This window comes from Devosia limi DSM 17137 (assembly GCF_900128975.1).
Taxonomy (GTDB): domain Bacteria; phylum Pseudomonadota; class Alphaproteobacteria; order Rhizobiales; family Devosiaceae; genus Devosia; species Devosia limi.
Map to the genome: position 1 here is coordinate 13,433 of NZ_FQVC01000012.1, position 26,495 is coordinate 39,927.

Below are 26,495 nucleotides of genomic sequence, written 5' to 3' on the forward strand. Positions count from 1 at the left end.
CTGGTGCTGCGGTGACTGGGGACATGGTGCAGTGAGGAGCCGCGCCCCGACCGATGCCGTCGCCTGACATATCCATCAATCACTGCGCTGCCCTCGGGTCAAGCCCGAGGGCAGCGCAGTGGGTGGAGGAGCTTTTGGGAAGGGCGGACAGATGAGGGTCGTCATCACCCTCTGCCCGACCATGTTCCACCTGCACAACTCGCCTCACCCCCACGGAGTCATTCCCGCGCAGGCGGGAATCCATTCTTTGGGTGTTTACGGCTAGCAAGAATGGATTCCCGCCTGCGCGGGAATGACCCGGTGGAATAGAGAATGACCCCCGGTGGATGGATGGAATGACGCGGTGATTGGGAGGCCGCGCGCAGGGGGCCATGGTTTTGAACCACAAGCCTCCCCCTCAGTACGAAAACTCCGAGAATCGTGCGTCCTTGCCGTCATAGATCAGCACCCGCCCGATCAGTGGCGTGCCGATGCCGGTGATCAGCTTGATCGCTTCCATCGCCATCAGCGTGCCGATGACCCCGGTCAGCGGGCCCAGAATCCCGGTGGCTTCGCAGCTGGGCAGGTCGGCATCGTCGGCGTCGCTGGGATAGAGGTCGGCAAAGCGCGGGGCGGCGCTGCCATCGGCGCGAGAAAGGTGCGGGGCAAAAACCGTGACCTGCCCGTCAAACATCGAGACCGCACCCGACACCAGCGGCCGGGCCAGCGCTTCGCAGGCCGCAGCGACAATGGCGCGGGTCGACAGATTATCGGTGCCATCCAGCACAAGATCATATTGCCGGATTACCGCCTCGGCATTGGCCGTGGTCAATGGCTCGGCATGTGCCACCAGCCCCACATGCGGGTTCAGCGCCCCGGCAAACCCTGCAGCACTCTCGGCCTTGTTGCGCCCAACGTCCCCGGTCCGATGCACCGTCTGGCGCTGCAGGTTGGAGAGCGAGACCGTGTCATGATCGATTATGCCCAGCGTGCCGACGCCGGCGGCTGCCAGATAGGCGATGACGGGACTGCCAAGCCCACCAGCTCCCACCACCAGCACGCGGGCGCCCCGGAGCGCCTGCTGGCCGGCGCCGCCCATGCCCTTGAGGACCAGGTGGCGCGCATAGCGGCGGGTTTCGGCCGCTGAGAAGGTCTCACTTGCCAAGGGGAACCGCCAGAAAGCGCCGGTCAGGGCCCTCAAAGCCATGGGGATAGACCGAAATCAGCGCCACGCCACCCTCGATCGACCAGCCGGGATAGGGCACGGCCACGCCATAGATGCGGTAAGCCAGTGCGCAGCCGCGCGAGGCAGGCAGGCTGGTGTCGCGATGCAGCTCCTTGCCGTCAACGCTCAGCGCGAATCCGAGGATCTCATTGTCGGTATAGGCCTCGCATTTGGCACTGGGCAGCGCAAAGGTCTCAAGCGCCAGGCGGTGATCGCCCTGCACCGTGCCGGGGCCCATGAAGCCGACGCCGGCGAACCGCAGCGCGCTGCCATCGGCCTCGGGCACGCCATCGCCGTTCACCGCCAGAAACTCGGCCGGTTCATGGATGGCGTGCTGTTCGATCTGGCCGGCAAACTGCGCCAGCGCCTCGCTGCGGATGGCATGGAGCGTGGCTTGCTCGGTATCGGCCTGCACCTTGATCGGCGTGCCGGCCACCCAGCGGTCGTTGTCGAGGTCGATCAGATAGATCGAGGCATAGGCAAAGCCGGAACCGTCCTGGATGCCGAATTCCTCGAAGGCAAAATAGCGGCCATCCTCGGAAAAACCGAGCAGGTCAATGCTGGCCCGGTCGCCAGCCCATGTCGGCGCAACCAGTCCCAGAAGAGCGACGAGGCTAGCGCCCAGTCGAACCATGACCTTTGTCGCCACGTTCGGTATCATCGAGTGTCTCCTGCTGCACAAAGGCTACGCGGCTGACCGGGGCCACCACCATCTGGGCGATCCGGTCACCCCGGCGCACCGCGAAGGGAAGCTGGCCGTGATTGATCAGCATTACCTTGACCTCGCCACGGTAGTCCGCATCCACCGTACCGGGCGCATTGAGCACCGTCACCCCATGCTTGGCCGCAAGGCCGGAGCGCGGCCGGATCTGCGCCTCGAAGCCTTCCGGCAGGGCAATGGCAAAGCCGGTGGGCAGCATGGCCATGCGGCCGGGTGCGATCTCGATCACTTCATCGGCGCTTAGCGCGGCCGGCAGGTCGACCCCGGCGGCGCCGGCGGTCTGCTGGCGCGGGATCGCCAGGCCCTCGCCATGGGGGAGCCAGCGGAAGGAAACGGCAATGGGCAGGGTCATGGCACACGCACTACGGCAAACAATTCATCGGGCATGTCGGGGGCGCCATTGATCAGATCGAGAAAGGGAATGACCTGCTCGGCCGAGCGCTTGTCGGCCGCCAGCGTCATATTGGTCTCGACCACTGCGGCGCCGGAAAAGCGGATGGTCACCGCATGACCGGAGAAAAAGGCTTCGATCATCTGCCTGGTCTCGGCATCCATGTCATCGCCGGCGCCGATTTCGGCCTTCATATCGGCAGTCGGCAGGGCGACGCGCACAAGTCCGGGGCCCGCCGACGTGAAGGTGATGGTTTGCTGGTCATTGCCCATGGTCAGGTCGGCAAACCTGCCTTCCTCGGTGATAGTGCAGGTGGCGCTGCCATCGGCGGCTTCGGTCAGCTTGCCCTCGGCGCAGAACTCGTCTTCGTCCTTGCTCGCCTTGGCGTTTTCGCCGCTCACCTTGACCATGGAATAGAAATCGGCGCCCATCACCTGGGTCATGGTAGCCTTGGCTGTGGTCTCGCTGGTAACGGCCACATCGACACTGGCATCGAGGCATCCGGCCAGGCCGGCACTCAGCAGCAGCACGCCGACCAGCCTGCCGATCAGGTTGAGCTTCATATCCATCTCCGAGCCGACGCGGCCATGGCCGCATTGAGGCGGCAATCTATGGGGAAGCCTCGGAACGGGCAAGCCGATGGCGTGGCTGTGTTCGCTCGGCTAGAGCAGCGCGACCTTCCAGATCAGCACGACCAGCAGGGCCAGGCCCAGCCAGGCCAGTGCCGGCATCATCCAGCGGGGCAGGACGTCGCGGCGGTGCTTTTCGGCGTGATAATCATTGAGGGCGGCTTCGGCCTGGTTGAGGATAACCGGCACGCGGCGAGCGGCATCGGCAAAGATCCGCAAGCCATCCTTGGCGTCCTCGACCTTGCCCAGCGGGCCTTCTTCACGGCGCAGCCAGTCGCCAACCACCGGTTCGGCGACCGTCCAGATATCGAGATGGGGATCAAGTGCCCGCGCCACGCCTTCGACCAGGACCATGGATTTCTGCAGCAGCACCAGTTCTGGCCGCGTCTGCATGTCGAACAACTCGGTGATGGTGAACAGCTGGCCGAGCACCCGTGCCATCGAAATGTCGGCGGCGGTACGGCCATGCAAGGGCTCGCCGATCGACCGGATGGCCAGGGCGAAATCCTCGACCGACTGATTCTCGGGCACATAGCCGATATCGAAATGCCGCCGCGCCACCAGCATGTAGTCGCGGGTGATGAAGCCATAAAGGATATCGGCCAGGAACCGCCGCTCGCGGCGATTGATGCGGCCCATAATGCCGAAATCGACGGCGATGACGTCGCCGGTGCGCGGATCGGCGAACAGATTGCCCGGATGCATGTCGGCATGGAAAAAGCCGTCGCGAATGGCGTGCTTGAGAAAGTTCTGCAGCACCTTGGCGGCCAGCGCCTTGCGATCCACCCCGGCCGCGTCGAGCGCGGCATGGTCGCGGATCGGAATGCCATCGACCCAACTGGTGGTCAAAACATTCTGGGCGACATGATCCCAGCTGACGGTTGGAATGACGAAGCCCTTGTCGTCCTTGATGTTCTCGGCAAATTCGGAAATCGAGGCGGCTTCCAGCCGCAGGTCGAGTTCAAGCCGGGCCGAGCGGTCGAGGGTGGCGACGACCTGGGTCGGCCGCAGGCGTTTGGTCGAGCCGACCAGCCGTTCGGCCAGGCGCGCGCCGGCATAATAGCTCTCGATATCGGCCATGAAGCGCTGGGTAACCCCGGGGCGCAGCACCTTGACCGCGACACTGCGCGGCAGCCCATCGGCCGGCACCAGCCGCGCCTTGTGCACCTGGGCAATCGAGGCGGCGGCCACCGGCGGCGACAGTTCGGTCAGCTCCGCCGCCTTGCCATCGAGCGCAGCCGCCAGAATGCGGGGCACCAGAGCCGCGTCGAAGGGCTCCATCTTGTCCTGGAGGCCGGCCAGATCTGCCGCCACCTGGGCGCCGACCACATCGGGGCGGGTGGCCAGGGTCTGGCCGAATTTGACATAGGTCGGGCCCAGCAGGTTGAGCGCCCGGTTGAGACGCTCGACCTGCCCGGTCTTGCGCACCGAGGGCCGCTCGATCAACCGGCCGAACCAGATGCCCAGCTTGAGTGGCGGCGGCAGGTCATCAGCCGAAATGATCGACAGGGCGCCTTCGCGCGCCAGCACGTAACCGGCCCGGGCAAGGCGGAAATAGGCGGAGAGGATCATGGGCGCTAGAGCTTCCAGGCGCTGAACTGCGCCGCGATATTGCCGCTATAGGGGGTGTGCTTGACCCGCTTGAAGCCGGCTTCGCTGAGCATCGCCGAAAACGCGGCCGGCGTCGGGAACTTGCGGATCGATTCCACCAGATATTGATAGGGCTGGCTGTCGCCGGTCACCAGGCCCCCCATCGGCGGGATGACGCGGTCGGAAAACACCCGGTAGAAGCTGTCGAGGCCCGGCACGTCGACCTGCGAAAATTCCAGCACCATGATGCGCCCGCCGCGCTTGAGCACGCGATGCGCTTCGTTCAGCGCTTTCTGGATGCGGGGCACATTGCGAATGCCGAAGGCGATCGTATAGGCATCAAAGCTGTTATCGGCAAAAGGCAGCTCTTCGGCATTGGCTTCGACAAAGCTGGCCTGGGCTGGATAGCGCCAGGATTTGGCCCGCTCGGCTCCGACCCGCAGCATGTCGGAATTGATGTCGCTGACGACGACTTCGGCATAGCCCACCGACGCATTGATGATGCGCTCGGCGATATCGCCGGTGCCGCCGGCCATGTCGAGCACCCGATAGGGCCGGCTGCCGCCCTTGGGCGGCGCCAGATCGGCGATCATGGCGTCCTTCCAGACGCGATGAATGCCGCCGCTCATCAGGTCGTTCATCAGGTCATAGCGATCAGCCACGCCGTGGAACACCGCGTTGACAAGCCCTTGCTTGTCCTCCAGAGCCACTGTCTGTTCGCCGAAATGGGTTGTCTCGCGCGCCGCGGTCATGGCGTCAGCCTCATGCGTTTACTGATCGCGCGCACCATATCGAAGCTGCCCGCGCATTGCCATGGCACAAAGCCGCACAGGTCCAGGAGCTTAACATGCCAGAATTGCCAGAGGTCGAAACCGTCCGACGCGGGCTCGAGCCATGGCTGGCGCAGGCGCGCATCGAGAGCGTCACGCTCAATCGCGCCAATCTGCGCTTTCCCTTTCCCAAGGATCTGGTGCCGGCGCTGCAGGGCCAGACGATTACCTCGGTGGGCCGTCGCGCCAAATATCTGCTGATCGGGCTCTCCAGTGGTCAGACGGTCCTCAGCCATCTCGGCATGACCGGCAGCTATCGTTTCGCCGAGCACGGCATCGACAAGCCGCCGCGCTATTATGAGACCGAAAACGTGCCCAAGCACGATCATATGGTCTGGATCATCGATCACCCCGAGCATGGCAAGTCGCACCTGATCTATGCCGATCCCCGCCGCTTTGGCTTTGTCGATCTCTATGACCGACCCGAGGACAGCCCCTATCTGACCGGGTTGGGGCCCGAGCCGCTGTCCAATGCCTTCAATGCCGATCTGCTGGCCGCGGCCTTCACGGGCAAGAAGGCGCCAATCAAGGCGGCGCTGCTCGATCAGCGCGTCGTCGCCGGATTGGGCAATATCTATGTCGCCGAGGCACTGCACCGCGCCCATATCCTGCCCACGATACAGGCGGGATCGCTGGTCACCACCAGGGGCCAGCCCAAGCGCGCGCTGGAAGACCTGGTGAGCGCCGTGCGCCAGGTGCTGGTGGAAGCGATCGAAGTGGGCGGCTCGACGCTGCGCGACTTCCGCAATGCCGAAGGCGGCAATGGTTATTTTCAGCATCGCTTCGCCGTCTATGACCGCGAAGGCGAGCCATGCCCCACCCCGATGTGTGGCGGTACCATCGTGCGCATCGTGCAATCGGGGCGCTCCACCTTCTATTGCCCGGCGTGCCAGAAGCAGCCATAACAGCAAGCCAGCAGGCCAATCCCTGAATCCAGTTGACGCTGGCCGCCCCATCCCCTATAGACCGCCCAACTTGGCGGCACTCGATAAGCCGCCGATTTCATTTTATCTCCGGACGCCTGCGACTTTCGTGCGCTATCGGCCGGTTGGACGCCAAGAGGACCGTTATGGCCAATACGCCTTCAGCCAAAAAGGCTACCCGCAAGATCGAAGCCCGCACTGCGGTCAACAAGTCGCGCCGCTCGCGCGTCCGCACCTTCATCCGCAAGGTTGAAGAAGCCATTGTTGCCGGCGACCACAAGCTGGCCATGGAAGCGCTGCGCGCTGCCGAGCCGGAAATCAACCGCGCCGCAACCAAGGGCATCGTGCATGCCAATCTGGCGGCCCGCAAGGTTTCGCGCCTCAACCACCGCGTCAAGGCTCTCAGCGCCTGATTGGCGATGGGATGACCCGCAGCCATCTTGATGGCACGGTCGATGTGAAGGGCTCCGCAAGGGGCCCTTTTTGTTTGGCGCGGGAGCAGGTAAGGTTTTCCGATCCGGCCCGGTTGTGACACCGACGCGACACTTGTGCACAGCTGCGCATCCGCAAGACCAATCCGGCGATCTCATAAGTCCTTCAAAGGCTTGCTTTGGGACTTCACCCGTTCAGCTGCGACAGGGTGCGACAATCGCGTGACGGCGTCGGAATAAATTTCTTAACCCTTCTTGGGTCATCTGCGGACGATTCTGTGTTGAGTCACAGGGTCTTGGTTTGGGCGCCGGATTTGCTGTCTTGGGGCCCGTTTTCACTAGTCCAGAGTCAAGCCCCTATTTCAACGATTCACGTGTTGCGAGGCCAAAATCGTCCCACTAGAATGGCCTCGTTAGCTTACAAAAGGACGGCAGCAAGGCACGTCCACCACAGCTGACGAGAACATTTTTTGGGCGATTGACAGGACCGGTCGAGGCAGCAATGCCGGATTTGGATGGGGCAGTGACGGTAACAATGGCGGCACTTTGTGCGGTCGAGTCAGCCGGAGCGGCGTAGGTAATTTAGTAGATCGCTGGCCACGTCAGGCCAGGCTCAAGTGAAAGTATCAATCGACGGACGGTGGTTAAACCACCGGCGGATCAGTGCGTTCTCAACGAAGGACGCAGGGGGGCGAAGCTATGCATGAAACGGCCCGGCCGAGCGTGCATCAGTGAAAAAATTCAGACGCCACGCAGTTTTGCGGACTGCATGGCAAACCATTGAATGGGGCACGACACAATGACGTTACAGGCGACCGCCGGAAGTGAAGATTGGGATCGGTCCAGTCGCGCTTCCTCCAAACCGATATCGAAAGGCGAGACGTCTGCAATGGCCCAGTCCGACAACCCATCCGAGCCGCAGCGCGACCTCTGGATCCGTGTGCGCGCCCGCTTGAAGGCGTCGGTGGGTGAGGATGTCTTTACCTCCTGGTTCGCCCGTCTCGAACTTGAAGAAATCGTCGACGACCTGGTGCATCTGTCGGCCCCGACCCGGTTCCTGTGCTCGTGGATTCAATCCAATTATGCCGACCGTATTCTTGAGGCTGTCCAGCAGGATGCCCCCGATATTGCCCGCCTGCAGGTGACCATGCGCGTCAACGGCCAGGCCCGTCCGCGCATTACCCAGGTCCAGGATGTCGCGCCCAGCAGCGAGGCGCCTGCCATGGCTGCCGCTGCCATCGTGGCGCCGCAGGCCCTGTCGACCCCACGCCTGATCCGCGACAATACCGCCACCAAGGGCGACGCCCTCTCCGGCAGCGCCATCGACCAGCGCATGACCTTCGAGACCTTTGTGGCCGGTGGCCCCAATGAGATGGCGCTCGGCGTGGCCAAGCAGATCGCTCAGGCGGCTGCCAACAACACCGTGACCTTCAATCCGGTCTACATCCATTCCACCGTCGGTCTGGGCAAGTCGCACCTGCTCAATGCCATCGCCCATGCCACCCAGCAGGCCGATAGCACCAAGAATATCGTCTATCTGACCGCCGACCACTTCATGTACCATTTCATCACCGCCGTGCAGCGCCAGTCGGCGCTGGCGTTCAAGGAATGGCTGCGCCGTGTCGACCTGCTGCTGATCGACGACATGCAGTTCCTGCAGGGCAAGTCGGCCACCGAATTCGGTCATACGCTGGGCACGCTGCTCACCGGTGCCAAGCAGGTCGTCGTGGCCGGCGATGCGCCGCCGCGCGATCTCGAAATGCTTGATGAACGCGTCCGTTCGCGCCTCTCGGGCGGGCTGGTCGTGCCGATCACCACCTTTGACGTCGAACTGCGCCGCGCCATCGTGCAGCGCCGCGCCGATCAGGCCACCGCCCGTTTCGGCATGCACTTCCCGGTGCCGGTCATCGATTATGTTTCCCGCGTCGTGGTCAGCCATGGCCGCGATCTCGATGGGGCGGTCAATCGCCTCGTCGCCGCCAATCAGCTGACCGGTGAACTGATCACCGTGCCGCTGGCCGAAAAGACCCTGGGCGACCTGATCCGTTCGCGCGAAGCCCGCCGCGTCCGCATCGAGGACATCCTCAAGATTGTCTCGCGCCACTACAAGGTGCCGCGCAATGAACTGCTGTCGGCCCGCCGCTCGCGCGACGTCGTCCGTCCGCGCCAGATCGCCATGTATCTGGCCAAGGCGCTGACCAGCCGCTCTCTCCCCGAAATCGGCCGGCGCTTTGGCGGCCGCGATCACACCACCGTCCTGCACTCGGTCCGCAAGGTCGAGCAGATGATCAAGGACGATGTCGAGCTCGGCCAGGAGATCGAGCTGCTCAAGCGCATGCTCGAAGAATAGGGTTTGGGCGGCGGGCATGGCCCGCCGCAATCACCTAGTCCGGCTGCCATCCATAAAACATGATCGTATCGCCAAAGCGCGGGTGGATTTCCTCCCGCAGCATTGTCATGCCCGCTGCTTCGTAGAAGCGTCGCGCCCGCGCATTGCCTGGGCGGGTGAACAGCGTAAAGCCCATCGGCATTGCCGCAATCGCCTCGGCAAACAGCGCCCGGCCAATGCCGCCACCAAAGGCATCCCTGCGGACGAACAATTGATCGAGAATGCCGGCTTCCGGCAGCAGCGCCAAAAAGCCGACAATGACGTCGCCCTGTGTGGCGACGGTGACCTGCCAGCCCTCGGCAAATTCCTGATCGACCCGCTGACGCAGCGCCTGCAGCGGTGGCAGGGCGGCCGGGCCGACATGGGGCAGGCTGGCGCCGCTGTGCCAGATTGCCGCAATCGCGTCGCGATCATCGGCTCGGGCGGGGCGCAGGAGGAAGGGCTGGGTGCGCGGGGTCATGCCGCTATCTAGCGGCCAGCGCCGCGATAAGGCAATCGCCGGTGCCCCGCGGGCCCGGCGATGATTGCCCTTGGGCAAAACCGTCCTCTGCCCTTGCGTTTATGTCCCTAATTTGTAAGGTCATCGCCCGGCCCGTATGGGCTTGCCGCGGTGCAGCGGCGCGCGTGAGTTGAGGATATCGGACTGATGAAAGTTACGCTCGAACGCAACCATCTGCTCAAGTCGCTGAGCCATGTGCATCGGGTGGTTGAGCGCCGCAATACCTATCCCATCCTGGCCAACGTGCTGTTCAAGGCGAGCGACGACAAGGTCGAGCTGCGCGCCACCGATCTCGATATCGAAGTGACCGAAGCCATTCCGGCCATGGTGAGCACGGCTGGTACCACCACCATTCCGGCACACACCCTCTATGAAATCGTCCGCAAGCTCTCTGACGGCGCCGAAGTGCGCCTCGAGACCGATGGCGGCGAGCAGATGGTGCTGACCTCGGGCCGCTCGCGCTTCAACCTGCAATGCCTGTCGCCCGACAGCTTCCCCGATCTCAAGTCGGGCAGCTTCTCGCACGAATTCTCCATGCCGGCAGCGGCCCTGCGCGAGCTGATCGAGCGCACCCAGTTCGCCATCTCCAATGAAGAGACCCGCTATTACCTGAACGGCATCTATTTCCACGCCGTCTCCTCCAGCGCCGGCGGCACCGTGCTGCGCGCCGTGGCCACCGATGGCCACCGCATGGCCCGCGCCGAAATCGACGCTCCGGCTGGCTCGGAAGGCATGACCGGCATCATCGTGCCGAAAAAGACCGTTGGCGAAGTCCAGAAGCTGCTCGATGGCGCTGATGGCGATGTCGCCGTCGAGGTCTCCGACACCAAGATCCGCTTCACCGTCGGTTCGGTCGTGCTGCTGTCCAAGCTGATCGAGGGCACCTTCCCCGATTATGATCGGGTGACCCCCAAGAACAACGACAAGCAGATGAATGTCGACCGCGCCGCCTTTGCGACCGCTGTCGACCGCGTCTCCACCATTGCCTCCGAGCGCGGCGGCAAGGCCGTCAAGCTCTCGGCCAGGGATGGCCTGCTCGAGCTCTCGGTCACCAATCCCGATCACGGCACCGCCAGTGAAGAACTCGCCGTCGAGTTCGATACCGATGGCTTCGAGATCGGCTTCAACGCCCGTTACCTGCTCGATATCGTCGGCCAGATCCGCTCGGAAAGCGCCGTCTTCATGTTCAACGACGCCGGCTCGCCGACGCTGGTGCGCGATGAAGGTGAAACCCGGGCGCTCTACGTGCTGATGCCGATGCGCGTGTAGGGCCAAACGGATTTGACCAAGCTTTGGGAGCCGCCGGCTCCCGCGTCAGGGGGCAAGGAGGAGGGCGGCATGCCCTCCATCGCTGCCATGGCCGTTCCGTCGTCTCCTTGCCCCTCACGGGAGAGGGCCAGAATGGGGAGTGCCATGCTGGGGCGCGCTCGGTTTGGCAGTATCGCCCTCCTCGCCCGATCCTTTGGGTCGACCGCCCCCCTGAGGAGCGAGGTGAGTGAACTCCGTGGGCCCGCGACGCCATGATCCGCCACATCTCCCGCCTGCGTCTCAGCGCCTTTCGCAACTATACCGCGGCGGCGCTCGATCTCGATCAGCGCCATGTGGTGCTGACCGGGCCCAATGGCGCCGGCAAGACCAATCTGCTCGAAGCCGTATCGCTGCTGTCGCCGGGCCGTGGCCTGCGCCGGGCAGCCTTCGACATGGTCCAGGCCCAGGGCTCCGATGCCGGCTGGGCGGTGGCAGCAACCATCGAAACCAATGACGGTCCCGCCGATATCGGTACCGGCGCCTCGCCCGGCGAGGCGGGCCGGCGCGTGCGCATCAATGGCGCCAATGCCCGCTCGATCGAGGCGATGAGCGATTACCTGCGCATTCTCTGGCTGACGCCGGCCATGGATGGCCTGTTCTCGGGTCCCGCCAGCGAGCGGCGCCGGTTTCTGGACCGTCTGGTCACCACGCTGATTCCCGGGCACTCCTCGGCTGTCTCTGACTTCGAGAAGGTCATGCGACAGCGCAATCGGCTGCTCGACGAGGATGGCGATCCCCGCTGGCTGAGCGCCATCGAGGCGCAAATGGCCGAATTGGCCGCCGCCATTCACCTGGCCCGCACCGATAGCCTCCAGCACCTGCAGGCCCTTATTGCCGAGAGCCTGGATGACGCGAGCTTTCCGGCCGCCCATCTGGCGCTGACGCCGCTGTTCGAGGATCGCCATGAGCCGGCCTCCTCATCGGCGCTGGAAGCCGAACTGGTGGCAGTCTGGGGCCGCTCGCGCGCCCTTGATCGCGCCGCCGGACGCACCATATCCGGACCTCACCGTGTCGACCTGGAAGTGACCTATGCCCAAAAGGGCATGCCTGCCGCCCTGGGCTCGACGGGCGAGCAGAAAGCCCTACTGATCGGATTGATCCTGGCCCATGCCAGATTGGTCAAGCTGCGCACCGCCATTACCCCGTTCCTGCTGCTCGACGAGATTGCCGCCCATCTCGATCCCGACCGGCGGCGGGCGCTGTTTCTGGCGCTCGACGGGCTGGGAACGCAGTGCTTTCTGACCGGCACCGACGCCCTGCTGTTCGAGGCTTTGGGCGATCGCGCCCAGACCGTTACGGTGCGCGACGGACGCCTGTTCAGGGACTGATCCGCAATACGGGCTGATTCCCCTGCAAACGGCCCGCAAACGGCCATTTTGCTTGGGTCTATACCCTCTATCCGCTACAACAAATTCACTGTAATCGACCCTGATTCGGACCCCATGACCGATACCGAAAAATCCAATCCCTCCGACTATGGCGCCGACAGCATCAAGGTGCTCAAAGGCCTTGACGCGGTGCGCAAGCGCCCCGGCATGTATATCGGGGATACGGACGACGGCTCGGGCCTGCACCACATGGTCTATGAGGTGGTCGACAACGCCATCGATGAGGCTCTGGCGGGCCATGCCGACCGGGTGACCGTAACGCTCAATGCCGACGGATCGGTCTCGGTGACCGACAATGGCCGCGGCATGCCGACCGGCATCCATAGCGGCGAAGGCATTTCGGCGGCCGAAGTCATCATGACCCAGCTGCATGCCGGCGGTAAGTTCGACCAGAACTCCTACAAGGTTTCCGGCGGCCTGCACGGCGTGGGCGTCTCGGTGGTGAACGCGCTGTCGCAATGGCTCAAGCTCAAGGTGCGCCGCGACGGCCAGGTGCACGAGATTTCCTTCACCAATGGCGACGCCGATGCGCCGCTCAAGGTGACCGGCACCTATGAAGGGCGCAACGGCACGGAAGTGACCTTTCTGCCTTCGACCGAGACCTTCACCATGGTGGAGTTCGATTTCAAGACGCTTGAGCATCGCCTGCGCGAACTCGCATTCCTGAATTCGGGCGTCCGCATTCTGCTCGCCGATCGCCGCCACCCCGAGCCGGTGGAAGTCGAGCTGTATTACGAGGGGGGCCTGGAGGCCTTCGTCAATTATCTCGACAAGTCCAAGACCCCGGTGATCGAGCGTCCGATCACCATCCTGCACGAAAAGGACGGCATTACCGTCGAAGTGGCGCTGCAGTGGAACGACAGCTACCACGAGAATGTGCTGTGCTTCACCAATAACATCCCCCAGCGCGATGGCGGCACGCACCTCGCGGGCCTGCGCGGTGCGTTGACGCGCCAGGTGACCGGTTACGCCGAAACCTCGGGCATTTCCAAGAAGGAAAAGGTGCAGCTGACCGGCGACGATACACGCGAAGGGTTGACCTGCGTGCTCTCGGTCAAGGTGCCCGATCCAAAGTTCTCTAGCCAGACCAAGGACAAGCTCGTCTCGTCCGAGGTGCGCCCGGTGGTCGAGAACGTCGTCAACGAAAAGCTCGGCCAGTGGTTCGAAGAGCACCCCAACGAGGCCAAGGTCATCGTCGGCAAGGTGGCTGAAGCCGCCGCCGCCCGCGAAGCTGCCCGCAAGGCGCGCGAGCTGACCCGCCGCAAGGGCGCTCTGGAAATCTCCTCGCTCCCCGGCAAGCTCGCCGATTGCCAGGAACGCGATCCCGCCAAGTCTGAAATCTTCATCGTCGAGGGTGACTCGGCCGGTGGTTCCGCCAAGCAGGGCCGCGACCGCTCGGTCCAGGCCGTGCTGCCGCTGCGCGGCAAGATCCTCAACGTCGAGCGCGCCCGCTTTGACCGCATGATCGGCTCCGACCAGGTCGGCACGCTGATCACCGCGCTCGGCACCGGCATCGGCCGCGAAGAGTTCAACGCCGACAAGCTGCGCTACCACAAGATCATTATCATGACCGACGCCGACGTCGACGGCGCCCATATCCGCACCCTGCTGCTGACCTTCTTCTATCGGCAGACCCCGGAGCTGATCGAGCGCGGCCACGTCTATATCGCCCAGCCTCCGCTCTACAAGGTCAAGCGCGGCCAGTCCGAGCAATACCTCAAGGATGAGCGGGCCCTGGAAGACTACCTGCTCTCCACCGGGCTTGACGATGCCGTGTTCACCACCCGCGATGGCGTTGCCCATGCCGGTGCCGACCTGCTCAACATCCTGCAGCAGGCCCGCGACATCGTGCATGCCATCAACAATCTCAACACCCGCTACAATCGCAGCCTTGTCGAGCAGGCGGCCATCGTGGGCGGTCTCGATCCCGATGGCCTCGGCGATCCGACCCGGATCGAAGGCACGATGGGCCGCATCGCCAACCGCCTCGACCGCATTTCGGACGAACTCGAACGCGGCTGGACCGGCGTCATCACCGACGAGGACGCTCTGGCCTTCTCGCGCACCGTGCGCGGCGTCGCCGAAACCCACCAGATCGACAAGCCGCTGCTGCAGAGCGCCGATGCGCGCAAGCTGCGCCAGTTGGCCGACCGTCTCGACGAGCTTTACGGCGGGGTCCCGACGCTCAACCGCAAGGGCGACGTGACCCAGATCTTCGGGCCCGCCTCGCTGTTCAAGGCCGTCACCGATGCCGGCCGCAAGGGCGTCTCGCTGCAGCGCTATAAGGGGCTGGGCGAAATGAACCCCTCCCAGCTCTGGGAAACCACGCTCGACCCCAATGCGCGCACGCTGCTCAAGGTCGAGATCAAGGAAACCGACGAAGCCGATTCCATCTTCACCGCCCTGATGGGCGACCTCGTGGAACCGCGCCGCGACTTCATCCAGGACAATGCGCTGAGCGTCAGCAACCTGGACGTTTAGTCCGCTTCATCCCGCTTGATCGTGAGCCCGCGCCCTACGGCGCGGGCTTTTGTTTTGTGGGAGGGGGGGCGCGTCAGGTCTGCGCCAAACCGCCGGGTCATTCCCGCCTGCGCGGGAATGACCCCGTTTAGCTGGAGAGCATCCTGCTTGGTGGCAAGATGGGTTGCCCGGACAAGTCGGGCAATGACGGTGGCTCGGCAATTCCCCTGACGCCAAGGCCGCAGTTTTCGGCCTTATTTCCATCCCACCCACCGCGCTGCCCACGGGCTTGACCCGTGGGCCACCATCGGTCCGGCACGTGTGGCGAGCGATCCCCGGGTCAAGCCCGGGGACAGCGCTGTGATGGTGGAGACATTCAGCTTCGGCCTGGCCCATCCCGCTCTGGCGTCGTCACCCGGCTCGTCCGAATGACTTGCCCTTCCCTGCGCCCCTCCCGCTACGCCGCGGTACCCGCCCGCAATGTCCGCGCTGCGGCCACCAGATTTCCCAGCGCCGCCTCAACTTCCGGCCAGCCGCGTGTCTTCAACCCGCAATCGGGATTGACCCAGAGCTGCTCGGGCGCAATCGCCAGCGCCGCCTTGCGCAACATCGCTTCCATGTCGGCCTGGCTGGGCACGCGCGGGGAGTGAATGTCCCAGACGCCCGGCCCGATCTCGTTGGGATAGGCAAAGCTGGTGAACGCCTCGAGCAACTCCATGTCCGAGCGCGAGGTTTCGATCGAGATCACATCAGCGTCCAGCGCCGCGATGGCGTCCATGATGTCGCTGAATTCGGCGTAGCACATATGGGTGTGGATCTGCGTGTCGTCGCTTACCCCCGATGCCGCCAGCCGGAACGCATCGACCGACCAGTCCAGATACGCCGCCCAATCGCTCCGCCGCAGCGGCAGGCCCTCGCGCAGGGCCGGCTCGTCGATCTGGATGATGCCGATGCCGGCGCGCTCCAGGTCCTGCACTTCGTCGCGAATGGCGAGCGCGATCTGCCGGCAGGTCTGCGACCGCGGCTGGTCATCGCGCACAAAGCTCCATTGCAGGATGGTTACCGGCCCGGTCAACATGCCCTTCATCGGTCGTGCGGTCAGCGATTGGGCAAAGGCCGACCACTTGACCGTCATCGGCGCCAGCCGCGTAACATCGCCATAAACCACCGGCGGCTTGACGCAGCGCGAGCCATAGGATTGCACCCAGCCATTGCGGGTAAAGGCATAGCCTTCCAGCTGCTCGCCGAAATATTCCACCATGTCGGTGCGCTCGAATTCGCCATGCACCAGCACGTCGAGCCCGATCGCCTCCTGGACGCGCACTGTCTTCTCGGTCTCGGTCTTGAGAAAATCCTCATAGGCGATGGCGCCGATCTCGCCCCTGCGGAAAGCTGCCCGCGCCTCACGCACCGCGCTGGTCTGCGGGAACGAGCCGATCGTCGTTGTGGGAAAGGCCGGCAGCGCGAATTTCTGCTTCTGCCGCTCGCGCCGCGTCGAAAAGGGACTCACCCGGCTGAGATCGGCCGGAGTCACCGCCGCCAGCCGGGCCCGCACCGCCGGGTTGCTGGTGCGCGGCGAGGTCCGTCGCGATAGCACTGCCGCGGCGCTGGCGGCAAATGCCTCGGCCACTGCCGCGCGACCCTGCTGGATGGCTGTGGTCAGCGCCACCACTTCCTCCAGCTTCTGGGTGGCAAAGGCCAGCCAGGACTTGAGTTCGGTGTCGATGCCGGTTTCTCCCGCCAGGTCGACCGGGCTATGCAGCAGTGAGCAGGACGGCGCGATTTCGAGCCGCTCCGGGCCGAGCACCGACCAGGCCGCATCGACAACAGCCGATTGCCTCGCCAGGTCGGTTCGCCAGATATTGCGGCCATCGACAATGCCGATCGACAGCACCTTGTCGGCCGGCAGTGCCTTGAGGACGACCGGCAATTGCTCCGGCGCCCGCACCAGGTCGATATGCAGCCCCGCCACCGGCAGGCTGGTGGCGAGTTCGGCATTGTCGCCCAGGCCCTCGAAATAGCTGGTCAGCATGATCGATGGCGCCAGCGGGGCCAGCGCCGCATAGGCCTTGGCAAAGGCAGCCCGCTGCGCATCGCTCAGGTCCAGCGCCAGCACCGGCTCGTCGATCTGCACCCAGTCGGCGCCTGCCGCCTTCAACTCAGCCAGCAGCTGGCCATAGGCCGGCAGCAGCTGGTCCAGCAGATCCAGCGGCGCCAACTCCGCATCCTTGGCCTTGCCGAGGCTGAGATAGGTCACCGGCCCAATCAGAACCGGGCGGGTGTGAATGCCCAGCGCCCGCGCTTCAAGAAATTCGTCGATGGGTTTGCGGGCGCTCAGCGCAAAGCGCTGCCCGGCATGAAATTCGGGGACGATGAAGTGGTAATTGGTGTCGAACCACTTGGTCATCTCCATTGCCGGCGCTGCAGCCGTCCCGCGCGCCATGGCGAAATAGGTATCGAGCCCCGCTTTCTCCCCGGCAAAACGTGGGGGCACCGCGCCGAGCACCGCGGTCAGGTCCAGCACCTGGTCGTAGAGCGAAAAGTCATTGGAGGGGATCACCTCAATCCCCTTGTCCCGTTGCAATTGCCAGTGGCGGGCGCGCAATTCGGCGGCGATCGCGAGAAGCCTCGCCGCGTCACTTTCCCCTTGCCAATAGCGTTCGAGGGCCTTCTTGAGTTCACGATGCGCGCCGATGCGCGGAAAACCGAGATTGGATGAGCGTGTCATATCAATGCCTATGGGCTAGGGCGTGCCGCCAGCGGCGCGCAGGCCAAAAGGCCGCGCGCGAACAGGCGTCCGCCGGTCAGTTCAGTTCGGAAATAAGGATAGGTTAGGGCGAAAGCCCCGGCCGTCAGGCCGTGCGCGAGCGTCGCATTCGCATGGAATGGCGCGGGCTGGAATGGCGATGGGCGTCGATACGAGCCGTCATTGGTCTGTCCTCATGCCGACCCACCCCGGACGGCGCATTGGAATTGCAATCCATGGTCGGTCTCCTGGCTCGCGGGTCGTCCGGGCGCTCGCCTTCCCAGCACATGCCAGTGGCCATTGAGCGCTCGTCACCGCCTACAGTTGCGGGGGCAGCTTCGGACTTGTGGAATCCCACGCACCGAATTCCCGGTTATCCCCTCGCAGGGACCGTGAACACCGCCAAACTGCCCCAGCCGGACTACCCTGTCAACAGTGATATAAAGAAAGCTTTATATCACTGTTGACCGCGCACCGTCTTGCCTCGGCCGGCCCGGCGGCTTAGGACCAGCAGGCAATGGAGGCACTGGACCCGCATGCGCTTGGCCGTCACCGGCACTCACGGCACCGGCAAGACCACCCTCGTCGAGGCTTTTGCCGCGGCCGCGCCGGCCTATGAAAGCGTCGCCGAGCCCTATTGGCTACTGGTCCAGCAAGGCACGCCCTTCGCCGATGGCGCTGATATCGCCGATCTCGAGGAACAGCTCGAACAGAGCTGCAGCCTGATCCTGGCCTCCGCTGCGCAGCCCGACGTCATCTATGACCGTTGCCCGCTCGATTTCATTGCCTATCTCGATGTGGTCAGTGCCGGGGAGGGGTTTGAATGGACGCCCTCCGGCAAGCTGTTGATCCGCATCGAAAAGGCGCTGGCCACGCTCGACCTGCTGGTCTTCCTGCCGCTATCGCGCCCCGACGAGATCACGGTCCCCATCGAATATCCAAAACTGCGCGCCCGCGTCGATACCCGCCTCAAGGCCATGCTGCGCGAAGACGATCTTGGCCTGCTCGAGGCCGGACCCCGGATCGTCGAGATTGCCGGAAGTCCGGCTCACCGCTTGGCCCAATTGCTGGCGGCGACAGGTTAGGCTGCCGCCATGTCCCCGGCAGGGCGCGGCATCTTGGACAAGGCCGCGTGATGGCTTTATGCCGTTCTCAAACACCGGGCTGCCCACGGGCTTGACCCGTGGGTCATTCTCAACTCGGCACGTATGAGGAGTGATCCCCGGGTCAAGCCCGGGGACAGCCCTGTGGGTTTTGCAACGGTGGTGCGAAGGGGTCGGCTATGCTCCGTGCCACCCACCCACAGGCCCAAATCCCAAAAAACCCGATTGACGGAATCAGCGGCGCGGCCCCATATGTTGTGTGTCGCGGTCCCGCGCTATCAATATCGTGGGCTAAGAGGGAAGCCGGTGTAATTCCGACGCTGCCCCCGCAACTGTAAACGGCGAGCCAACTGCTAGCATAACCACTGAAACCCGCGGGTTTTGGGAAGGTGGCAGTGGGCGTCGAGCCGTGAGTCAGGAGACCTGCCGCGACGGCAGAAATTATCCACGGGCGGGGTGTCTCGATGGGTCGTTTGCGGGCAGGTGGCTTTCGGCCGCCGGCATTACGCACGCGTCCTTGCGGCCTCCGTCCCCAACATCCGGGGTGCCGATGTCGCAAAGTCTAGAAACCACCAAGCCGCTGCCGAGCGTGCTGGCCGATCTCGCCAGGACCGGGTCCGAGCCTGCATTCAATGTCATCAAGCGCGATGGCACGACCTCGCCCTTCGATCCCTCCAAGATCGCCATTGCGCTGACCAAGGCGTTCCTCGCGGTTGAAGGCACCGAAGCCAGCGCTTCGCGCCGGGTGCATGAAATCGTCGATGCTCTGACCGGCGAGATCGTCGCCAACCTGACCCGCCGCGCCGCCAATGGCCGCACCTTCCATATCGAGGATATCCAGGACCAGGTGGAGCTGTCGCTGATGCGCGGCGAACACCACAAGGTGGCGCGCGCCTATGTGCTCTACCGTGCCCATCAGGCCGAAAAGCGAGCCCAGGCCGCCCCCGCGCCCGCCGATGCGCCGAGCCTGCGCATGAAGGATGCTGCCGGCAATCTCGTCACGCTCGATGGCGCCCGCCTTGCCCGCATCATCGACGAAGCCTGTGCCGGTCTCGACGGCGTCTCAGCCGATCTGGTGCTGAGCGAGGCGCGCCGCAATCTCTATGACGGTATCTCGCTTGACGAACTGGCGCTGGCGCCGATCCTGGCCGCCCGCACGCTGGTCGAAACCGAGCCGAACTACTCCCAGGTCAGTGCCCGCCTGCTGCTCGACAAGCTGCGCCGCGAAGTCCTGAGCTTCGTCCATGGCCGCCCCGACCAGGCAACCCAGTCGGAAATGGCGGCGCGTTATGCCGAATATTTCCCGGCCTATATCCAGACCGGCGTCGATGCCGACATGCTCGATCCAGAGCTGGCGCGTTTCGATATCGCCCGTCTTGCCGCCGCCATCGTGCCGGCGCGTGACCTGCAGTTCCAGTATCTGGGCCTGCAGACCCTTTACGACCGCTATTTCCTGCATGTCGAAAACACCCGCTACGAGCTGCCGCAGGCCTTTTTCATGCGCGTGGCCATGGGCCTCGCCATCCGCGAAGTCGACCGCGAAACCCGTGCCATCGAGTTCTATAACCTGCTGTCGAGCTTTGATTTCATGGCCTCGACGCCGACCCTATTCAATGCCGGTACCCGCCGCCCGCAACTGTCGTCCTGCTTCCTGACCACGGTGGATGACGATCTCGACGGCATCTTCAAGTCGATCAAGGACAATGCCCTCTTGGCCAAGTATTCCGGCGGCCTGGGCAATGACTGGACCCCGGTGCGCGGCCTTGGCGCCCATATCAAGGGCACCAATGGCGAGAGCCAGGGCGTCGTGCCCTTCCTCAAGGTGGCCAATGATACCGCCATTGCCGTCAACCAGGGCGGCAAGCGCAAGGGCGCCGTCTGCGCCTATCTCGAAACCTGGCACATCGACATCGAGGAATTCCTCGACCTGCGCAAGAATACCGGCGACGACCGCCGTCGCACCCATGACATGAACACCGCCAATTGGGTGCCCGACCTGTTCATGCAGCGCGTCGAAGCCAATGGCGATTGGACCCTGTTCTCGCCCAATGAAGTGCCCAGGCTGCACGATCTCTTCGGCAAGGCGTTCAAATCGGCCTATGAGCAGGCCGAAGCTGATGCTGCCGCCGGCAAGATCAAGATCTTCCGCACCGTCCGCGCGCTCGACCTCTGGCGCAAGATGCTGACCATGCTGTTCGAGACCGGCCATCCCTGGATCACCTTCAAGGATCCCTGCAATATCCGCTCGCCGCAGCAGCATATCGGCGTCGTGCACTCGTCCAATCTGTGCACCGAAATCACGCTCAACACCTCCAAGGATGAGGTTGCGGTGTGCAATCTGGGTTCGGTGAACCTGGCCGCCCACATCACCGACACGGGCCTCGACCACGCCCGCCTGCAGCGCACGGTCCGCACCGCCCTGCGCATGCTCGACAATGTGGTTGATATCAATTTCTACACCATCCCCGAGGCGCGCCGCTCCAATCTCAAGCACCGTCCGGTGGGCCTTGGCCTCATGGGCTTCCAGGATGCGCTGCAGCTGCTGGGCATTCCCTATGCCTCGGACGCCGCTGTCGCCTTCGCCGATACCAGCATGGAAGCCATCGCCTATCACGCCATCCACGCCTCGACCGAACTGGCCGAGGAACGCGGCCGCTATGCCAGCTTTGACGGTTCGCTCTGGAGCCAGGGCATCCTGCCGATCGACTCGATCGAACTGCTGGCCGAGGCCCGCGGCGGCCTCGATATGGACCGCAGCCAGACCCTCGACTGGGCGGCCCTGCGCCAGCGCGTCGTCACCCTGGGCATGCGCAATTCCAACGTCATGGCCATCGCACCGACCGCGACCATCTCCAACATTGTCGGGGTCAGTCAGTCGATCGAGCCCGGCTACCAGAACCTCTTCGTCAAATCCAACATGTCCGGCGATTTCACCGTGGTGAACGCCCTCCTGGTGCGCGACCTCAAGGCCCGTGGCCTCTGGGACGAGGTGATGATCTCCGACCTCAAATATTTCGACGGCAGCCTCGGCCAGATCGATCGCGTCCCCGCCGATCTCAAGGCGCTCTATGCCACAGCGTTCGAGATCGAGGCCTCCTGGCTGATCGAGGCGGCGGCCCGCCGCCAGAAGTGGATCGACCAGGCGCAGTCGCTCAACCTCTACATCGCCAATCCCTCCGGCAAGGCGCTCGACGCGCTCTACCGTCTGGCCTGGAATGCCGGCCTCAAGACCACCTATTACCTGCGTTCTCGGTCCGCCACCCATGTCGAAAAATCGACGCTCAAGGGCACGGACGGCAAGCTGAATGCGGTGTCGTCGGTGATCGCTCCGGCGCCGGTCGCTCCCAAGCCGGTTGATATCGCCGACATTCCCTTCGTCATCGAAGGCCAGGCCTGCTCGATCGACGATCCCGACTGCGAGGCATGCCAGTAGGGCGGGCCTTTCGCCCCACGCACCGCGCTGTCCACGGGCTTGACCCGTGGACCAGCCCCCGCACGCGCCATGTTGGACATGGCCCTCGGATCAAGTCCGCGGGCAGGATAGCCTCGTTCAAATGCAAAAATCAGGAGCCATCATGACCAATCTCGACTGGGACGACACCCCAACCACCACCCCAGCCACCGACGCCGCTGATGCCACCGGGCTCGGCGCCATTGACCGCTCTGGCGGGCGCGTCTCGATCAGCGACAAGGCGATGATCAATGCCCGCGCCGACGTTAATCAGCTGCTGCCGCTCAAATACAAATGGGCTTGGGAGAAATACCTCTCCGGCTGCAACAACCACTGGATGCCCACCGAAGTCTCGATGCAGGCCGACATCGCCCTGTGGAAGTCGAGGGACGGTCTGACGGAGGACGAGCGCCGCATGGTCAAGCGCAACCTCGGCTTCTTCGCCGCCTCCGAAAGCCTTGTCGCCAACAATATCGTCCTGGCCATCTATCGCCACCTGACCAATCCCGAATGCCGGCAATATCTGTTGCGTCAGGCTTTCGAGGAGGCGGTGCATACCCACACGTTCCAGTACATCGTGGAAAGCTTGGGGCTCGACGAGGGCGAGCTGTTCAACATGTATCGCGAAGTGCCGTCCATCACCGACAAGGCAGCCTGGGCGCTCAAGCATACCCAGAGCCTCGACGATCCCAATTTCGCCACCGGCACCCCGGAAAACGACCAGGCGTTCCTGCGCGATCTCGTGGCCTTCTATGTGATTTTTGAGGGCATGTGGTTCTATACCGGCTTCGCCCAGATCCTGTCGCTGGGCCGCCGCAACAAGATGGTCGGCATTGCCGAGCAGTACCAATACATCCTGCGCGACGAGTCCATTCACCTCAATTTCGGCATCGACGTCATCAACCAGATCAAGCAGGAAAACCCCCATCTCTGGACGACGGACTTCCAGGATGAACTGCGCGGCATGCTGCGCGATGCGGCCGATCTCGAAGCCGCCTATGCCCGCGATACCATGCCGCGCGGCCAGCTCGGGCTCAACGCCGAGCTCTGCGCGCAATACATGCATTTCATCGCCAACCGCCGCTGCGCCCAGCTGGGGCTGGAGCCGGTGTTTGCCCCGGCGGAAAATCCCTTCCCCTGGATGAGCGAGGTGATGGACCTCAAGAAGGAGAAGAACTTCTTTGAAAGCCGCGTCATCGAATACCAGTCCGGCGGTTCGCTGAGCTGGGAATAGGCGATTGGCCGGGTCAGCGTTGAGTTGATCCGGCCGCTTGCAACCACTTTATCTGTATCCAAGCGGCAACACCGGGCCGGGACTTGAAATTTGCCCCATAAACCGGCCACAATTTCCCCGGAAAAGGCTCAGGCAGGCCGCGCGCCAGAGCCCCAAAAGGGATGACGCAGCGCGAGACGGCCCGGACCAGCCTTAACGTTCAAGTAACCTTTTGTTCCCCCCGATGGCGGAACCGGTTACAAGGCGCCAAACGCACCTTTCAGGGTTCACTCGATGGATTTTCGCATCTCCCCCGACGACCGTGTCGGCTCTTCCACTCAGAAGGGGGGCGATAAACCCGCGCCCGCCAAGCGGAGCGGCTGGGGCAAGGGGCGCGAACGCGTCGAGCCATCCATGGGCCAGGCCGTTGGCGGCTTTGTCGATGACGAACGCTCGGGCGGTGGCCCAACCGATCCCAAAGGCAAAAAACCGGCCAAGCCAGCCAGGCGGGGCACCGCCAAGCCGGCCCGCGCGAAAAAGCCACGTCGGCGCTCGCGCACCGGCGGCTTTTTCATGGGTCTCCTGTATTGGGGCTTCGTGCTCTGCCTGTGGGGCGGCATCGCCGTGGCGGGCGTCATCGTCTATTACGGCGCGCAACTGCCCTCGTCCGATACCTGGGCGATCCCTGATCGCCCGCCCAATATCCGCATTCTGGCTGCCGATGGCAGCCTGATCTCCAATCGCGGCAAGACCGGCGGCGAAGCCGTGACCTATCGCGAATTGCCCTATTACGTGCCCGCCGCGATCATCGCCAGCGAAGACCGGCGCTATATGAGCCATTTCGGCGTCGATCCGATCGGTCTTTTGTCGGTGGCGATTGAATCGGTGCAGGCGCGTGGCGTCACCCGTGGCGCGTCGACCATCACCCAGCAGGTGGCCAAGAACCTCTTCCTGACCCCCGACCAGACCCTGGGCCGCAAGGTGCAGGAAGCCATTCTCGCCATCTGGCTGGAGCAGAACTACACCAAGGAAGAGATCCTCGAGCTCTATTTCAACCGCGTCTATTTCGGCGCCGGCGCCACCGGCATCGAAGCCGCCGCCCAGACCTATTTCGGTGTCTCCGCGCGCAATCTGTCGCTGGGCCAGGCCGCCATGCTGGCCGGCATCCTGCCGGCACCCTCTGCCTATAATCCCAAGGCCAGCCCGGAGCGCGCCATCGAGCGCCAGCGCCTGACGCTCAATTCCATGGCCCAGGAAGGCTATATCACCGCCGAGGAAGCCGCGGCCGCCCGCATCGACCCCGACCAGACCGTCCGCACCAAGGTGGCCGGTTCTGAATCCTATGTGGCCGACTGGGTGGAAAGCCTGATGCAGGCCTATATCGGCGACGTGCAGAAAGACGTGATCGTCGAGACCACGCTGGATTGGCGCCTGCAGAAGGAAGCCGAAGTCATTGTGCGCGAAATGGTTGCCTCCGAAGGCCCCAAGCGCAAGTTCAATCAAGGCGCCCTCGTGGCCATGGATGTCGATGGCACCATTCGCGCCATGGTGGGCGGGGTGGACTATCAGACCAGCCAGTATAATCGCGCCGTCACCGCCAAGCGTCAGCCTGGCTCGGCCTTCAAGCCCTTCGTCTATCTGGCCGCCATGGAAAAGGGCTATACGCCCGATACCCTGGCCGAGGATTCCCAGTTCGATTACAATGGCTGGAGCCCGCGCAACGCCTCGCGCAAATATGCCGGGACCGTCACCCTGCGGCAGGGTCTGGCCTATTCGCTCAATACCATCTCGGCCCGTCTGGCCATCGACGTCACCCCGCAGGCGGTTATCGACGCAGCCATGCGCATGGGCATCTCCTCGCCGATGACGGCGGTGCCCTCGATCGCGCTGGGCACCCAGGAAGTGAACCTGCTCGAACTCACCAGCGCCTATGCGCCCTTCGCCAATGGCGGCATGGGGGTGATCCCCAATGTGATCACCCGCATCAAGACCGTCGATGGCGACGTCCTCTACGAGGCCAGCAATGCCGGGCCCGGTCAGGTGATCGCACCCGACGTGCTGGCCGAAATGAACGACATGCTCAAGACCGCCGTGGAAGTGGGCACCGGGCGCGGCGCCAACCTCAATGGCTGGCCCATTGCCGGCAAGACCGGCACCACCAATGACTCCAAGGACGCCCTGTTCGTTGGCTACACGTCCCGCATGGTCACCGGCGTCTGGCTGGGCAATGACGACAATACCAGGACCTCGCTATCGGGCGGTAACGTTCCGGTCGCCATCTGGAGCGCCTTCATGACCAAGGCGCACCAGGGCCTGGAGGTCGCCGATATCCCGGGTGGCGTGACGTCGGCCAATCAGCTGCTTGTCCAGCAGGTCATCGATCCGGCCACCGGCTATGCCGTGATCGACCCCAATACCGGGGTGCCAATGGTGCAGTATATCGATCCGGCCACCGGCCAGCCGGTTGCCAATCCTGCCGCAACGGCTGGCGAGGCGATCGACCCCGCCACCGGCCAGGCGCCGCTGCAGGCCCAGTTCGATCCCCAGACCGGCATGCCGATCCAGGTCCAGCCCGAAGCCGCGCCGCAGGGCGGTGGCTTCCAGGTGGATCCGGCGACCGGCCTCGTGATCATCCCCGGTCAGCCGAGCGATCCCGTCGCCCAGCAGGGGGTGCCGATCGATCCCAATACCGGCCAGCCACTGCAGGTGATGATCGACCCGGCCACGGGCCAGCAGGTCTACGTGACCAGCACGCCAGTCCCGCCGCAACCGATCCAGCAGCAGCCCGTCTACGAAAGCGCGCCGGCCCAGCGCACGCTGATGGACCTGATCTTCGGGCAGTAAGGGCTTGTGGATAGTTTTGGGGGACGGCGGGTCGTGTGCTCGCCGTCCCCTTTGCATTTTTGGGCCGTGCCTAGGCCTGTCTATGCTACGCCCGCACCCATTCCCACCACGCCCACCGAGTCATTCCCGCGAAGGCGGGAATCCATTCTTGCTAAGTATGGGACTTGAAGAATGGATTCCCGCCTTCGCGGGAATGACTCCGGGATGAGTTGAGGGTCCAGGGGCGAGCCATTTCCGGGCGCGATCTTCCAGTCGCCAGCCCTCATCCACACCAGGCGGCCCATGGGCTTGACCCCTTGGCCACTCTCCATTCGGCACAAGCGGTGAGTGATCCCCGGGTCAAGCCCGGGGACAGCACGGTGTTTGCTGCAGGGG

Annotated in this window: 18 protein-coding genes and 2 riboswitches; of the genes, 10 read left to right on the forward strand and 8 right to left on the reverse strand. The window is 63.9% G+C overall.

The window, feature by feature from the left end; genetic code table 11:
* Positions 1-397: 397 nt before the first annotated feature.
* The 6 genes from BUA69_RS16535 to ubiE form a co-directional block, all read right to left on the reverse strand.
* Positions 398-1,186, reverse strand: coding sequence for a HesA/MoeB/ThiF family protein (locus BUA69_RS16535; protein WP_046137087.1), 789 nt, complete (start codon positions 1,184-1,186; stop codon positions 398-400).
* Complete coding sequence (locus tag BUA69_RS16540) at positions 1,134-1,865, reverse strand: DUF2259 domain-containing protein (RefSeq protein WP_082093993.1); 732 nt, start codon at positions 1,863-1,865, stop codon at positions 1,134-1,136. The genes BUA69_RS16535 and BUA69_RS16540 overlap by 53 nt, the downstream gene beginning before the upstream one ends.
* The gene (gene dut / locus BUA69_RS16545) at positions 1,819-2,277 is read right to left on the reverse strand and encodes a dUTP diphosphatase (protein WP_046137085.1); all 459 of its coding nucleotides are present in this window, start codon (positions 2,275-2,277) and stop codon (positions 1,819-1,821) included. The genes BUA69_RS16540 and dut overlap by 47 nt, the downstream gene beginning before the upstream one ends.
* The gene (locus tag BUA69_RS16550; RefSeq protein WP_046137084.1) at positions 2,274-2,879 is read right to left on the reverse strand and encodes a hypothetical protein; all 606 of its coding nucleotides are present in this window, start codon (positions 2,877-2,879) and stop codon (positions 2,274-2,276) included. Before BUA69_RS16550 ends, dut begins: the two co-directional genes overlap by 4 nt.
* A gap of 99 nt (positions 2,880-2,978) precedes the next feature.
* A complete protein-coding gene (gene ubiB / locus BUA69_RS16555) occupies positions 2,979-4,517 on the reverse strand; it encodes a 2-polyprenylphenol 6-hydroxylase (protein WP_046137083.1) in 1,539 nt (512 codons plus the stop codon).
* 5 nt (positions 4,518-4,522) lie between these two features.
* Complete coding sequence (gene ubiE, locus BUA69_RS16560) at positions 4,523-5,287, reverse strand: bifunctional demethylmenaquinone methyltransferase/2-methoxy-6-polyprenyl-1,4-benzoquinol methylase UbiE (RefSeq protein ID WP_046137082.1); 765 nt, start codon at positions 5,285-5,287, stop codon at positions 4,523-4,525.
* 95 nt (positions 5,288-5,382) lie between these two features.
* On the opposite strand from ubiE, the gene mutM reads away from it, so the two are divergent.
* The 3 genes from mutM (at position 5,383) to dnaA (ending at position 9,069) form a co-directional block, all read left to right on the forward strand.
* Positions 5,383-6,270 carry a bifunctional DNA-formamidopyrimidine glycosylase/DNA-(apurinic or apyrimidinic site) lyase gene (gene mutM / locus BUA69_RS16565; protein WP_046137081.1) on the forward strand — a complete coding sequence of 296 codons (888 nt, stop codon included), beginning with the start codon at positions 5,383-5,385 and terminating at the stop codon, positions 6,268-6,270.
* Positions 6,271-6,434: 164 nt separating this feature from the next.
* Positions 6,435-6,701 (forward strand): 30S ribosomal protein S20, encoded by a 267-nt coding sequence (gene rpsT / locus BUA69_RS16570; protein WP_046137080.1) that lies wholly within the window; start codon positions 6,435-6,437, stop codon positions 6,699-6,701.
* A 907-nt stretch (positions 6,702-7,608) separates the two neighbouring features.
* Positions 7,609-9,069, forward strand: coding sequence for a chromosomal replication initiator protein DnaA (gene dnaA, locus BUA69_RS16575; RefSeq protein ID WP_046137079.1), 1,461 nt, complete (start codon positions 7,609-7,611; stop codon positions 9,067-9,069).
* Positions 9,070-9,103: 34 nt separating this feature from the next.
* Here dnaA and BUA69_RS16580 read toward each other — a convergent pair whose 3' ends face one another.
* On the reverse strand, positions 9,104-9,568 hold the full coding sequence (locus BUA69_RS16580; protein WP_052950780.1) for a GNAT family N-acetyltransferase: 465 nt from the start codon (positions 9,566-9,568) through the stop codon (positions 9,104-9,106).
* A 186-nt stretch (positions 9,569-9,754) separates the two neighbouring features.
* Between BUA69_RS16580 and dnaN the strand changes: the two genes are divergently transcribed.
* From dnaN to gyrB, 3 genes are all read left to right on the forward strand, one after another.
* Entirely contained in the window at positions 9,755-10,876 is a 1,122-nt protein-coding gene (gene dnaN / locus BUA69_RS16585; RefSeq protein ID WP_046137078.1) for a DNA polymerase III subunit beta, read from the forward strand.
* A gap of 251 nt (positions 10,877-11,127) precedes the next feature.
* Positions 11,128-12,243: a DNA replication/repair protein RecF gene (recF, locus tag BUA69_RS16590; RefSeq protein WP_046137077.1), complete on the forward strand. Its 1,116-nt coding sequence runs from the start codon at positions 11,128-11,130 to the stop codon at positions 12,241-12,243.
* Between the two features lie 114 nt (positions 12,244-12,357).
* The gene (gene gyrB, locus BUA69_RS16595; protein ID WP_046137076.1) at positions 12,358-14,784 is read left to right on the forward strand and encodes a DNA topoisomerase (ATP-hydrolyzing) subunit B; all 2,427 of its coding nucleotides are present in this window, start codon (positions 12,358-12,360) and stop codon (positions 14,782-14,784) included.
* A 436-nt stretch (positions 14,785-15,220) separates the two neighbouring features.
* On the opposite strand, the gene metE is transcribed toward gyrB, so the two are convergent.
* Positions 15,221-17,491: a 5-methyltetrahydropteroyltriglutamate--homocysteine S-methyltransferase gene (metE, locus tag BUA69_RS16600; protein ID WP_046137075.1), complete on the reverse strand. Its 2,271-nt coding sequence runs from the start codon at positions 17,489-17,491 to the stop codon at positions 15,221-15,223.
* A 239-nt stretch (positions 17,492-17,730) separates the two neighbouring features.
* Positions 17,731-17,919, reverse strand: a riboswitch (cobalamin riboswitch).
* 126 nt (positions 17,920-18,045) lie between these two features.
* On the opposite strand from metE, the gene BUA69_RS16605 reads away from it, so the two are divergent.
* From BUA69_RS16605 to BUA69_RS16620, 4 genes are all read left to right on the forward strand, one after another.
* Positions 18,046-18,594, forward strand: a complete 549-nt coding sequence (locus BUA69_RS16605; RefSeq protein ID WP_046137074.1) for an AAA family ATPase — start codon at positions 18,046-18,048, stop codon at positions 18,592-18,594.
* A gap of 266 nt (positions 18,595-18,860) precedes the next feature.
* Positions 18,861-19,057: riboswitch (cobalamin riboswitch) on the forward strand.
* Between the two features lie 105 nt (positions 19,058-19,162).
* Positions 19,163-22,045 carry a ribonucleoside-diphosphate reductase subunit alpha gene (locus BUA69_RS16610; RefSeq protein WP_046137073.1) on the forward strand — a complete coding sequence of 961 codons (2,883 nt, stop codon included), beginning with the start codon at positions 19,163-19,165 and terminating at the stop codon, positions 22,043-22,045.
* 142 nt (positions 22,046-22,187) lie between these two features.
* A complete protein-coding gene (locus tag BUA69_RS16615) occupies positions 22,188-23,297 on the forward strand; it encodes a ribonucleotide-diphosphate reductase subunit beta (protein WP_046137072.1) in 1,110 nt (369 codons plus the stop codon).
* Positions 23,298-23,570: 273 nt separating this feature from the next.
* The gene (locus BUA69_RS16620) at positions 23,571-26,120 is read left to right on the forward strand and encodes a PBP1A family penicillin-binding protein (protein ID WP_052950779.1); all 2,550 of its coding nucleotides are present in this window, start codon (positions 23,571-23,573) and stop codon (positions 26,118-26,120) included.
* Positions 26,121-26,495 lie beyond the last annotated feature (375 nt).